This is a genomic window from Rhizobium sp. FG113, assembly GCF_057809895.1.
Genome location: NZ_JBMDKV010000010.1, coordinates 190,736 through 202,639, shown reverse-complemented (window position 1 = coordinate 202,639; position 11,904 = coordinate 190,736). Strand labels below are relative to the sequence as shown.

The 11,904-nt window shown below is 63.1% G+C and carries 10 protein-coding genes and 1 pseudogene; 10 read left to right on the top strand and 1 reads right to left on the bottom strand.

Annotated features, from left to right (window positions below; all coding sequences use genetic code 11):
- The 3 genes and pseudogenes from cobN to ACODTZ_RS22210 all read left to right on the top strand — a co-directional run.
- Positions 1–3,459, top strand: a pseudogene (gene cobN, locus ACODTZ_RS22220) (cobaltochelatase subunit CobN); the annotation flags it as partial.
- Between the two features lie 24 nt (positions 3,460–3,483).
- Positions 3,484–4,128 carry a cob(I)yrinic acid a,c-diamide adenosyltransferase gene (cobO, locus tag ACODTZ_RS22215; RefSeq protein WP_477926790.1) on the top strand — a complete coding sequence of 215 codons (645 nt, stop codon included), beginning with the start codon at positions 3,484–3,486 and terminating at the stop codon, positions 4,126–4,128.
- Positions 4,128–4,553 carry an EamA family transporter gene (locus tag ACODTZ_RS22210; RefSeq protein WP_047505473.1) on the top strand — a complete coding sequence of 142 codons (426 nt, stop codon included), beginning with the start codon at positions 4,128–4,130 and terminating at the stop codon, positions 4,551–4,553. Before cobO ends, ACODTZ_RS22210 begins: the two co-directional genes overlap by 1 nt.
- A gap of 3 nt (positions 4,554–4,556) precedes the next feature.
- Here ACODTZ_RS22210 and ACODTZ_RS22205 read toward each other — a convergent pair whose 3' ends face one another.
- On the bottom strand, positions 4,557–5,342 hold the full coding sequence (locus ACODTZ_RS22205) for a TSUP family transporter (RefSeq protein WP_489028080.1): 786 nt from the start codon (positions 5,340–5,342) through the stop codon (positions 4,557–4,559).
- Between the two features lie 107 nt (positions 5,343–5,449).
- Between ACODTZ_RS22205 and ACODTZ_RS22200 the strand changes: the two genes are divergently transcribed.
- The 7 genes from ACODTZ_RS22200 to ACODTZ_RS22170 all read left to right on the top strand — a co-directional run bounded on the left by ACODTZ_RS22200 (position 5,450) and on the right by ACODTZ_RS22170 (position 11,787).
- Complete coding sequence (locus ACODTZ_RS22200) at positions 5,450–5,875, top strand: cobalamin biosynthesis protein (RefSeq protein WP_489028100.1); 426 nt, start codon at positions 5,450–5,452, stop codon at positions 5,873–5,875.
- Between the two features lie 89 nt (positions 5,876–5,964).
- A complete protein-coding gene (locus tag ACODTZ_RS22195; RefSeq protein WP_209190749.1) occupies positions 5,965–6,915 on the top strand; it encodes a nucleoside hydrolase in 951 nt (316 codons plus the stop codon).
- A gap of 177 nt (positions 6,916–7,092) precedes the next feature.
- A complete protein-coding gene (gene cobA, locus ACODTZ_RS22190; protein WP_489028078.1) occupies positions 7,093–7,935 on the top strand; it encodes a uroporphyrinogen-III C-methyltransferase in 843 nt (280 codons plus the stop codon).
- Complete coding sequence (locus ACODTZ_RS22185; RefSeq protein WP_489028076.1) at positions 7,932–9,275, top strand: cobyrinic acid a,c-diamide synthase CobB; 1,344 nt, start codon at positions 7,932–7,934, stop codon at positions 9,273–9,275. The genes cobA and ACODTZ_RS22185 overlap by 4 nt, the downstream gene beginning before the upstream one ends.
- Positions 9,272–10,273 carry a threonine-phosphate decarboxylase CobD gene (gene cobD / locus ACODTZ_RS22180; RefSeq protein WP_489028074.1) on the top strand — a complete coding sequence of 334 codons (1,002 nt, stop codon included), beginning with the start codon at positions 9,272–9,274 and terminating at the stop codon, positions 10,271–10,273. Before ACODTZ_RS22185 ends, cobD begins: the two co-directional genes overlap by 4 nt.
- A complete protein-coding gene (gene cbiB, locus ACODTZ_RS22175) occupies positions 10,270–11,250 on the top strand; it encodes an adenosylcobinamide-phosphate synthase CbiB (protein WP_489028072.1) in 981 nt (326 codons plus the stop codon). Before cobD ends, cbiB begins: the two co-directional genes overlap by 4 nt.
- 108 nt (positions 11,251–11,358) lie before the next feature.
- On the top strand, positions 11,359–11,787 hold the full coding sequence (locus ACODTZ_RS22170) for a L,D-transpeptidase (RefSeq protein WP_489028070.1): 429 nt from the start codon (positions 11,359–11,361) through the stop codon (positions 11,785–11,787).
- The last annotated feature ends 117 nt before the right edge of the window (positions 11,788–11,904 follow it).

The window sequence follows — 11,904 nt, the reverse complement described above, 5'->3', positions numbered from 1 at the left end:
CCAGCCAATCTCCCCACCTGTGGGGGAGATGCCCGGCAGGGCAGAGGGGGGTATCGCGGGCGAGACACCTGCGACTGCAGACCGCCCCACCATCGCCATCTCCTTCTACCGCGCCCTCGTGCAAAGCGGCGAAACCCGCCCCGTCGAGGCGCTGATCGAAGCCCTGATCGCCCAAGGCATCCGGCCGCTGCCGGTCTTCGCCTACAGCCTCAAGGACCCCGTGTCCAAAGGCATCCTCGAAAGCGTCTTCGCGGCCACCAAGCCCGATGTCGTCATCAACACGACAGGCTTTGCCGTCTCGGCGCCGGGTGCGGAGCGGCAGCCGACGGTACTGGAAGCAAGTGACGCCGTCGTGCTGCAGGCGATCTTTTCCGCCTCCTCGAAGGAAGCATGGGAGAACTCCTCGCAAGGGCTGTCGGCGCGTGATCTCGGGATGAACGTGGCGTTGCCCGAGGTCGATGGCCGCGTTCTTTCCCGCGCCGTCTCGTTCAAATCGGCAGCGCGCTATGATGCGTTGGTCGAGGCCAATATCGTTGCCAGCGAGCCGGATGCGGGGCGGATGGCTTACACGGCGCGGCTGGCTGCCAACTGGGCGCGGCTGCGGCATGCGAAGCCGGCCGAGCGGCGGGTGGCGCTTGTGATGGCGAACTATCCGAACCGCGACGGCAGGCTCGGAAATGGCGTCGGGCTGGATACGCCTGCGGGCACGATCGAGGTGCTACAGGCAATGCGCAGGGCCGGTTATCCGGTCGCTGACATCCCCGAGGATGGCGATGCGCTGATGCGTTATATCATGGATGGGCCGACCAATTCCGGGCGTGATGGGAAGATCATCCGCGAGACGCTTTCCGTGAGTCGTTACAAGGATTTCCTCGCAACTCTTCCGAAAAAGATTCAAGCGGAGATCAACGCGCGCTGGGGCGAGCCGGAGGCCGATCCCTATGTCGTGGACGGCGCGTTTGCGCTGCCGTTCACGCGCTTCGGCGAGGTCCTTGTCGGCATCCAGCCGGCGCGTGGCTACAATATCGATCCGAAGGAAAGCTATCATTCGCCGGATCTCGTGCCGCCGCACGGCTATCTGGCCTTCTATGCGTTTCTCCGCCATCAGTTCGATGCGCATGCGGTGATCCACATGAGTAAACACGGCAATCTCGAATGGCTGCCGGGCAAGGCGCTGGCGCTGTCGGAGAGCTGCTATCCGGAGGCGATCCTTGGGCCGCTGCCGCATCTCTATCCCTTCATCGTCAACGATCCCGGCGAGGGAACGCAGGCCAAGCGCCGCACCGCCGCCGTGATCATCGACCACCTGACGCCGCCTTTGACGCGGGCCGAGAGCTACGGGCCGCTGAAGGATCTCGAAGCGCTGGTCGACGAATATTACGAGGCGTCGGGCGGCGATCCGCGTCGCATCCGGTTGCTGGGGAAGCAGATCCTCGAGCTGGTCGCCGATATCGGGCTCGATCAGGATGCGGGGATATCAAAGGGGGAGAGCGAGAGCGAGGCGCTGAAGAAGCTTGATGCCTATCTGTGCGATCTCAAGGAGATGCAGATCCGGGATGGGCTGCATGTGTTTGGGGTGTCGCCGGAAGGGCGGTTGCTGACGGATCTGACGGTTGCGTTGGCGCGGGTGCCGCGCGGGCTGGGCGAGGGTGGTGACCGGAGCTTGCAGCGGGCGATTGCTGGGGATGTTTTTGGGCGTGTTGGCGATGTCTTGGGGAGCTTGGCGGGTGGGGTACCCCCCTCTGTCCTGCCGGACATCTCCCCCACAAGGGGGGAGATCGACTCGCGGCTTGCTCCCAGCCAAACAATGAGCGTGGAGCGAGCGGCCGCGCCCAGCCAATCTCCCCACCTGTGGGGGAGATGCCCGGCAGGGCAGAGGGGGGTAACCCACCCGGCGGCGCTTCCTTCGACCCTCTCGACTGCGACATGGCCGCCGCATGGATCGGGCCACGCCCCGAGATCCTAGCGGACGCCTCGTCCGACCCCTGGCGCACACAAGGTGACACCGTCGAGCGTATCGAGCTGCTGGCCGCCAAATTCGTGTCCGGCGAACTGCCATGCCCGCACCAATGGCTTGCCACCCGTGCCGTCCTCGACGAGATCGAAACCCGCCTGAAACCCGCCATCCTCGCCTGTGGCGATGCCGAGATCGAAGGGCTGCTCCGTGGCCTCGACGGCCGCTTCGTGCCTCCGGGTCCCTCGGGCGCGCCGACGCGGGGGCGGCCGGATGTTTTGCCGACGGGGCGGAATTTTTACTCCGTGGACAGCCGCGCTGTGCCGACGCCGGCGGCCTATGAGCTGGGCAAGAAATCGGCCGAGCTTCTGGTGCGCCGCTATGTGCAGGATCACGGCGAATGGCCGGTGTCTTTTGGGTTGACGGCCTGGGGTACGTCGAACATGCGCACCGGCGGCGACGATATCGCTCAGGCGCTGGCGCTGATCGGCGTCAAGCCGGTCTGGGACATGACCTCGCGGCGTGTCACCGGCTACGAGATCATTCCGCAGGCAATGCTGAGGCGGCCGCGCGTGGATGTGACGTTGCGTATTTCAGGCTTCTTCCGCGATGCCTTTCCGGAGCAGATCGCGCTGTTCGACAAGGCGATCCGGGCCGTTGGCGCGCTGGATGAAGACGAGCAAGACAATCCGATTGTAGCACGCATGCGGGGTGAGGCGGCGCGGCTTGAGGAGGCTGGGCTCGATGCGGCGCAGGCTAGACGCCGGGCGGGGTATCGGATTTTCGGGTCGAAGCCTGGGGCTTATGGCGCCGGGCTGCAGGCGCTGATCGATGAGAAGGGCTGGGAGCGGCGCGCCGATCTGGCGGAGGCCTATCTGGTCTGGGGCAGCTATGCTTACGGCGCCGGCGAAGAGGGCCGGGCCGAGCGCGGCGTGTTCGAGGAGCGGCTGCGCTCCATCCAGGCTGTCGTGCAGAACCAGGACAATCGCGAGCATGACCTGCTCGACAGCGACGACTACTACCAGTTTGAAGGCGGCATGGCGGCGGCAGCGGAGACGCTCGGTGGTGCGCGGCCGTCGATCTATCACAATGATCACTCCATGCCGGAGAAGCCGGTCATCCGTTCGCTGGAAGAAGAGATCGCCCGCGTGGTGCGCGGCCGCGTCGTCAATCCGAAGTGGATCGATGGCGTCATGCGCCATGGCTACAAGGGCGCCTTCGAGATCGCCGCCACGGTTGATTACCTCTTCGCATTTGCTGCGACGACAGGTGCTGTCGGCAACCATCATTTCGAAGCGGTCTACCAGGCCTTCGTGGTCGATCAGCGCGTGCGCGATTTCATGATCGAGAAGAACCCGCACGCCTACGAGGAAATGAGAGAACGGCTGCTGGAGGCGATCGAGAGACGGCTTTGGACGCCGCGCAGCAATTCGGCGCAGTTCGATCTGCTGCCACAAACAATACACACGACAGATCAGGCGGTGCAGACACCGCCGACCGATTGAAGATTGCATCCGGGGAAGTTTGACATGACTGAGGAAACCACCGAGACCACGACGGAGGCCACTGGCCACGACGACGCGCGTCACAGCGAGAAGATGGCCAAGAAGAAGGCCGCGCGCGACAAGATCATGGCGACGAAGACGGGCGAGAAGGGCCTGATCATCGTTCACACGGGCAAGGGCAAGGGCAAGTCGTCCTCGGCCTTCGGGATGATCTTCCGCCATATCGCGCATGGCAAGCCGTCCGCTGTCGTGCAGTTCATCAAGGGTGCGATGTGGACGGGCGAGCGCGACCTTATCGAAAAGCATTTCTCCGATGTCTGCCAGTTCCACACGATGGGCGAGGGCTTTACCTGGGAAACGCAGGATCGCGCCCGTGACGTGGCGGCCGCCGGTGCTGCCTGGGAGAAGGCAAAAGAGCTGATCCGCGACGAGCGGAACTCGATGGTGTTGCTCGACGAGATCAACATCGCGCTGCGCTACGACTACATTGATATCAACGAGGTTATCGAGTTCCTGAAGACGGAAAAGCCCTATATGACTCACGTCGTTCTCACCGGGCGCAATGCCAAGGATGAGCTGATCGAGATTGCCGATCTGGTGACGGAGATGGAACTGATCAAGCATCCGTTCCGCTCGGGCATCAAGGGGCAGGCGGGCGTGGAGTTCTGATGACGCAGAGTTGGGTTTTCTGGGCGGTCTTGTCCGCCTCTTTCGCGGCGCTGACGGCGATCTTCGCGAAGATCGGCGTGGCGGGCGTCAATTCCGATTTCGCGACGTTGATCCGCACCGTCGTCATTCTTGTCATCATCAGCGCCATCGTGCTGGCGAGCGGGCAATGGCAGCCGTTCTCCAGCATCTCGTCGAAGACCTGGTTGTTTCTGTGCCTTTCTGGCGCTGCGACGGGCGCGTCTTGGCTTGCTTATTTCCGTGCCTTGAAGATCGGCGATGCCGCACGCGTTGCCCCGATCGACAAGCTGTCGATCGTGCTCGTCGCCATCTTCGGCGTCGTCTTCCTCGGCGAGAAGCTCAACATGATGAACTGGCTCGGCGTCAGTCTGATCGCCGGCGGAGCGTTGCTTCTCGCGCTGTTTTGAGGTTCAGAGCCCCAGCCAGACGCGCAGCGGATTGGCTGGGTCGGACAAGAGCTTTATCGTGAACGCGATGCAGACGATGACGAGCAGTGGCTTGATCAGTTTCGCGCCGATGCGCATGGCGAGCCGCGAGCCCAGCTGCGCGCCGAGAAACTGACAGACGCCCATCATCAGGCCGAGTTTCCAGAGCGTTGCGCCGAAGGAGGCGAAGACGATGAGGGCGCCGAGGTTCGAGCCGAAGTTCAGGAGCTTGGTGTGGGCGGTCGCCTTCAGCATGCCGAAGCCTGCGAGCGAGACGAAGCCGAGCATGAAGAACGAGCCGGTGCCGGGGCCGAACACGCCATCGTAGAAGCCGATGATAGGCACGAGTGTCAGCCCGAAAACGAAGGGCGTGACGCGGCGATGCTTGTCGACATCATCGAGATTGGGTTTCAGCGCGAAATAGAGCGCGATGACCACGAGTAGCACCGGCATGATGGCACGCAGCACGTCGCCGGGCACGATGGTCGCCAGCGCCGCGCCAAGCGCGCCGCCCATGACCGCCATTAGCGCCATCGGCAGCTGTTTACGCAGATTGACGTGTCCCTTGCGCGCATAGGCGATCGTTGCCGATCCGGCGCCGAACAGGGATTGCACCTTGTTGGTGCCCAGTGTCTGCAGCGGCGGAATGCCCGCGATCAGCATCGCCGGAACGGTGATGAGACCGCCGCCGCCGGCGATGGCATCGACGAAACCGGCAAAGAAGGCTGCAGCGGCAAGGAGAAGGATGAGGTGAGGGGCAAGGTCGTACAATGGAGGAACCTGTGGGACTGCGAATGCACTGTGTTGGCGCGCTTGTTGCATTTACCGGCTAGGGCTGCAATGGCTTGCGCAATACAGGCAACCGGCTTTTCCATCGCATGATCGCACTCTCCTTCGATACCACCCGCCGCTACGTGCTCGGCCTCGGCCTCGGCTGCGAGCGGGGCACCGCGCCTGAAGAGGTCATGGCGTTGGTCGCTTCGGCTTTGGAGATGGCGGGTATCGAGCCCGGTCAGGTCGCCGGGCTGGCTTCGATCGATTCCCGCCGCGACGAGCCGGCAATGGTGTTGGTCGCCGCGCGCCTTGCCGTTCCCTCGGCATTCTTCGATGCAGAAACGCTGGAGAGGGAGACGCCGAGGATCAAGAACCCTTCCGATGTCGTCTTCGCGCGGGTGGGTTGTCATGGCGTTGCGGAATCCGCCGCACTTGCGGCGATCGGGCCCGATGCCGAGCTTGTGCTGCCGAAAATCAAATCTGCACATGCGACGGTCGCGATCGCATGCACCCTGTTGCGCAAAGAATAGCGCTCGCTATGGTGACCGCCGATGCAGCCGCAGCGCTTCTGTCGCGCGGCTGCCAATCCATGACATGAGAACATGCAAGAGGGACGATTATGCATAAGGTGATTTACGATACGGATCCGGGTGTTGACGATGCGATGGCGCTGCTTTTCCTGCACCGTCATGCCGACATCGATCTGATCGGCATCACGACCGTGTTCGGCAACGCCTCGATCGAGACGACGACGCGCAATGCGCTGTTCCTCAAGCGCGAATGGAACATTCCAGCACCCGTCGCCAAGGGTGCCAGTGTCACGATCGATCCGTCACGCAAGGAAGGCGCGTGGCCGACCTTCGTGCACGGCGATGACGGGCTCGGCAACATCAACGTTCCCGAGGTGGTCGATGTGCCGCTCGATCCGCGTCCGGCCTACAAGTTCATCATCGACACCGTGCGCGCCAATCCGGGTGAGGTGACGCTGGTGGCCGTCGGGCGCATGACCAACCTTGCTCTGGCGCTGAAGGAAGACCCTGACATTGCCGGGCTGGTGAAGCAGGTCGTCATCATGGGCGGCAATTTCTATGTGCCTGGCAATGTGACGCCCGTGGCCGAAGCCAATATCCATGGCGACCCAGAAGCCGCCGATATCGTGCTCACCGCGCCGTGGCAGGTTGTCGTCATCGGTCTCGATGTCACCGCGATCACCACGATGAGCCGTGGCTATCTCGGCGAGATGGCCGCCAAGGGCGACAAGGCCGTGCAGCTGCTCGACAAGCTCTCGCAGTTCTACATCGATTTCTACAAGCATGCCGTCGAGGACGGGATGATGGTGCATGACAGCTGCGCCTGCGTCTATGTCGTGGCGCCGGAGCTGTTTACGACGATCTCAGGGGCCATGCGCGTCGTGTGCGGCGGTATCGCCGATGGCCAGACGATCATCAAGCAGGACGGCCGTCGTTTCCCGCCGGGCGATTGGGACGGCCTGCCGAGCCAGATCGCCTGCACCGGTATTCAGTCGCAAGAAGTCATCGACCTGATCCGCGACACGTTGCTCAACGCTTAGTCGGCAATCATCATCGGTATTTCGGCGCAAGCGCATTGGCGAATCCATTCAGCCGCTTGCGCCGATATTCTCATATTTTGAGTCCGCTTTGGGCGCTGCAATCGGCGTGATCGTGACCTGCGTTTTCGCCGCGTTTGCGGCGTTGACGTCGTGGTCCGCCGGGCATAGATCATCGTCATGATCGAAACGGTACTTTCTCATCTCCCGGCGATGGATTCCGGCAGTGTCTGGCTCGTGGGCGCGGGGCCAGGCGATCCGGGCCTTTTGACGCTGCTTGCCGTCAAGGGGCTGATGGAGGCCGATGTCATCGTGCACGACGCGTTGGTCGATGCCGAATGCCTGAAGCTGGCGCGGCCGGGCGCCGTTCTCGAATATGCGGGCAAGCGCGGTGGCAAGCCGTCCGCCAAACAGCGCGATATCTCGCTTCGCCTCGTCGAGCTCGCGCAGGCGGGAAATCGCGTTCTAAGGCTGAAGGGCGGCGATCCATTCGTCTTCGGGCGTGGCGGCGAAGAGGCGCTGACGCTGGTCGAATACAACGTGCCGTTTCGCATCGTGCCGGGCATCTCGGCGGGGATCGGCGGGCTTGCCTATGCGGGTATCCCCGCGACCCACCGCGACATCAATCATGCGGTGACGTTTTTGACCGGCCACAATTCATCGGGGCTGGTGCCGGACGCGATAAACTGGGATGCTATAGGCAAGGGATCGCCCGTCATCGTCATGTATATGGCGATGAAGCATATTGCCGAGATCAGTGCCAACCTGATTGCCGCGGGGCGCTCGCGCGATGAGCCTGTCGCCTTCGTCTGTAACGCGTCGACGAGCGCGCAGCAGGTGCTGGAAACAACGCTCGGCGAGGCACCGGCCGCGGCGCTGACGTCAGGCATCGAGCCGCCGGCGATCGTTGTGGTCGGCGAGGTGGTGCGGTTGCGTGGTTCTCTCGATTGGCTGGGTGCGCTGGCCGGACGACGGTTGCATCCCGATCCGTTCCGGAGGTCCGGCAGTAAGGAGACGGAATGAGTGGTCTGTTGATTGCAGCCCCGTCCTCCGGGTCGGGAAAGACGACGGTGACGCTTGGGCTCCTAAGGGCGCTTCGCAAGCGCGGGGTGGAGGTCGCGCCTGGCAAGGCGGGGCCTGACTATATCGATCCAGCCTTCCATGCTGCGGCGAGCGGCGTCGCCTGCCTCAATTTCGATCCCTGGGCGATGCGCCCCGAGCTGATTGCCGCCAACGCGACGCTGCATCGCTCAGGCGATCGGCTGCTTGTCATCGAGGCGATGATGGGCCTCTTCGACGGCGCGGCCGACGGCAAGGGGACGGCGGCGGATCTGGCGGCGATGCTGGGTCTTTCCGTCGTGCTGGTAGTCGACGCTTCGCATATGTCGCAATCCGTCGCCGCACTCGTGGCCGGCTTTGCCGGCTTTCGCGCCGATGTCCGTATCGCCGGCGTCATCTTGAACAAGGTGGGCGGCGATCGGCATGAGATGATGCTGCGCCAGGCGCTCGAGGCTAGCCGCATGCCTGTGATTGCAGTCGTGCGCCGGGACGCCGAGATCGCGCTGCCGGAGCGGCATCTCGGTCTGGTGCAGGCCGGCGAGCATGAGGCGCTGGAAAAGTTCGTCGAACATGCGGCGCAGGCGGTCTCGCAGAACTGCAATTTCGATTTCCTGATGCGTGTCGCCAGACAGGGTTTCGCACGCCCCTCGACCGCCAACATCGATCGCCTGCCGCCGCTTGGCAGCCGGATCGCGGTGGCGCGCGATATCGCCTTCGCCTTCTGCTACGAGCACATGCTGCTCGGCTGGCGGCGCCGCGGCGCTGATATCTCGTTTTTCTCGCCGCTTGCCGACGAGCAGCCGGAGCGGACCGCCGACGCCATCTATCTCCCGGGCGGCTACCCGGAACTGCACGCCGGACGCATTGCCGCCGCGTCGACCTTTCGCGAGAGCATGCGCCAGGCGGCCGAAGGTGGGGTGCGGATCTACGGGGAGTGCGGCGGCTACATGGTGATGGGCGACGGGCTGGTGGATGCTAGCGGCGAACGCCACGAGATGCTCGGGCTTCTGCCGCTGGTCACCAGCTATGAGGAGCGCAGGCGCCATCTCGGCTATCGGCGGGTCTATCCCATCAACGGCTCGTTCTTCACGCAGCCGATGACGGCGCACGAGTTTCACTATTCGTCGGTGGTTTCGGAAGGCGAGGCGGACCGGCTTTTCAAGGTGACCGACGCATTGAACAACGATCTTGGCACGGCCGGCCTGCAGCGCTGGCAGGTGGCCGGGTCGTACATGCACCTGATCGATGTGGCGGCTCAGGTGAGCGGGCAGGCCTCGGGTAGCGCGGGTGGACCGACACGATGAATGCCCCGATCATCCATGGCGGCGGCATAACGGCCGCCGCGGCACTTTATGGCGGCAAGCCCGAGGATTGGCTCGACCTTTCCACCGGCATCAGCCCGTTTCCGGCCGTCCTGCCTGAGATTCCTATGCGCGCCTGGCACCGACTGCCGGATCAGCATCTCGTCCACGAGGCGCGCGAAGCGGCGCGGGATTATTACGGGAGCGGCGTCAGCCTGCCGTTGCCGGTGCCCGGCACCCAATCCGTTATTCAGCTTCTGCCGCGCTTGATTGCGGCGGGTGGGCGGGTCGCGGTTCTCGGGCCTACCTACGGTGAATATGAGCGTGCCTTCCTGATGGCGGGTGTCGATGTCGATCGGCTTGATGGGATCGAAGAGGTCGGCGACCATCACGCGCTTGTCGTCATCGTCAATCCCAATAATCCCGATGGCCGAATCTACGGGCCCAAGGCGCTCCTTAGTCTTGCGCGTCGGTTGGCGGCGCGGGGAGGGCTTTTCGTGGTCGATGAAGCGTTCGGCGATACGGTTCCCGAGGCCAGCGTTGCCGGCGATGTCGCGGATCACGCCAATCTCATCGTCTTTCGCTCCTTCGGCAAGTTCTTCGGTCTTGCCGGGCTGCGGCTTGGTTTCGTCATTGCGGCGGGGGAGCTTCTCGATCGGTTCGAGAGCCTGCTCGGCCCCTGGGCTGTTTCCGGGCCTGCACTGTCGATCGCCGCTTCCCTTTTGCGCACCGATACCGGGCCGCTGCGGCGCGCGATCGCTGAGCGTAGCGAGGCGATGCGTGAGGTTCTGACCAAAGGCGGGCTTCGCATTCGTGGCGGAACCGCGCTTTTCTCGCTGGTCGAAGACGAGGCCGCGGATGCGTTGCAGGCACATCTGTGCGTGCACCACATTCTGGTCCGCAAGTTCGACTATGCCCCTTCCTGGCTGCGCTTCGGTGTGACCGCGGATACCACTGGCGACCTCAGGCTCGCCGATGCCCTGTTGAGCTTCAATCGATGATTTTTGAACTGAATCTTCTCGTGCTGGTGCTTGCCTTGATGCTCGACAGGATCGTTGGCGATCCGGATGTGCTGTGGGCGCGGCTGCCGCATCCGATCGTGCTCTTCGGCAAGGCGATCTCGCGGATGGAGACGCTGTTCAACCGAACCGAACTGCCAGGCAAGAGCCGCCGCCGCAACGGCATGCTGGTCATCGCGGCGCTGCTTCTGATCGCCGTCGTCGCGGGTGTCGCGCTGCATCTCTTCTTCGCGCTATTCGGGCTTGCGGGCATCTTGCTCGAGGTTCTCTGCGTCACGGTGTTCCTGGCGCAGAAGAGCCTTGCCGATCATGTCGAGGCGGTTGCCACCGGTCTTCGGCAGGGTGGCCTCGATGGTGGGCGGAAGGCCGTGTCGATGATTGTCGGGCGCGATCCGGAAACGCTGGACGAGCCGGCTGTCTGCCGGGCTGCAATCGAAAGCCTTGCGGAGAATTTCTCCGACGGCGTCGTCGCGCCGGCGCTGTGGTATCTGGTGTTCGGCCTGCCTGGGCTGCTTGCCTACAAGATGCTCAACACGGCGGATTCGATGATCGGCCACAAGTCGGAACGCTATGTGGATTTCGGCTGGGCGTCGGCGCGGCTCGATGATCTCGCAAACTGGCCGGCGGCGCGACTGTCGATCGCGCTGATCGCGGCGGGTGCTTGGTTGAGACGCGGCGGCGATGCTTGCCGCGAGGCGTTCAAGATCGCGATGCGCGACGGCGGCATGCATCGCTCGCCGAACTCAGGACGCCCGGAAGCGGCGATGGCTGGCGCTCTCAACGTGCAGCTCGCGGGACCGCGGGTCTATTCCGGCGTGGTGGTGATGGAGCCGATGATCAATGGCGGCGGACGAGAGACCGCCGTCATCGAGGATATAGAGAGCGCGGTCTCCGTCTTCTATGCCAGCTGCTCGGTTCTTGCCTTCGTTACGCTGGTGATCTTCCTGTTTCTTCTGTAGATCGACGCGATACTGTTATCATATTGATTACCATGCTCCTTAAGTGGATGTAACGTCTCCCGTCGTAGTCTTGTTCGACTGTATTGATGCAGAATGAACGAGGGGACGATGAGAACTATACTTGCAGGAACTGCGGCGATCGTATTGCTGCAGTTGTCGGCCGTTGCTGCCGAGGCCTCGACCTTGATCGCGAAGATCAGCATCAGCTCGCAAACCATGACGGTCACCGAAAACGGCTTCGTCAAATATCGCTGGAAGGTTTCGACGGCGCGCTCCGGTTACAGGACGCCTGTCGGTTCCTGGAGCGCCAAGTGGCTGTCGCGTGACCATCGCTCGAAGAAATATGACGATGCGCCGATGCCCTATGCGGTGTTCTTCAATGGCGGCTATGCAGTGCATGCGACCTTCGATCTGAAGCGTCTCGGCCGCCCGGCATCGCATGGATGCATTCGCCTTCATCCCAATAATGCGGCGCAGTTTTTCGACATGACGCGGCAGGCGGGATTGGCCAATACGCGGGTTGTTGTTACCAACTGAGCGAGGCGAAACGTCGCGGAAACGGTTGCCGGCTGTCTTTTGGTGCATGCTGTTTGAGCAACAGTGCCTGCGCAAATTGCGCCTCGGGCTGGACGAAAGCATTGGCTTTTGAAATGG

What these genes read in the sequence shown, in the direction of transcription:
- ACODTZ_RS22185 (WP_489028076.1), top strand. Translation starts at nt 7,932, where the DNA reads ATGAGTGGTCTGTTGATTGCAGCCCCGTCCTCCGGGTCGGGAAAGACG.
- cobA (WP_489028078.1), top strand. Translation starts at nt 7,093, where the DNA reads ATGATCGAAACGGTACTTTCTCATCTCCCGGCGATGGATTCCGGCAGT.
- cbiB (WP_489028072.1), top strand. Translation starts at nt 10,270, where the DNA reads ATGATTTTTGAACTGAATCTTCTCGTGCTGGTGCTTGCCTTGATGCTC.
- ACODTZ_RS22210 (WP_047505473.1), top strand. Translation starts at nt 4,128, where the DNA reads ATGACGCAGAGTTGGGTTTTCTGGGCGGTCTTGTCCGCCTCTTTCGCG.
- ACODTZ_RS22195 (WP_209190749.1), top strand. Translation starts at nt 5,965, where the DNA reads ATGCATAAGGTGATTTACGATACGGATCCGGGTGTTGACGATGCGATG.
- ACODTZ_RS22170 (WP_489028070.1), top strand. Translation starts at nt 11,359, where the DNA reads ATGAGAACTATACTTGCAGGAACTGCGGCGATCGTATTGCTGCAGTTG.
- ACODTZ_RS22200 (WP_489028100.1), top strand. Translation starts at nt 5,450, where the DNA reads ATGATCGCACTCTCCTTCGATACCACCCGCCGCTACGTGCTCGGCCTC.
- cobD (WP_489028074.1), top strand. Translation starts at nt 9,272, where the DNA reads ATGAATGCCCCGATCATCCATGGCGGCGGCATAACGGCCGCCGCGGCA.
- cobO (WP_477926790.1), top strand. Translation starts at nt 3,484, where the DNA reads ATGACTGAGGAAACCACCGAGACCACGACGGAGGCCACTGGCCACGAC.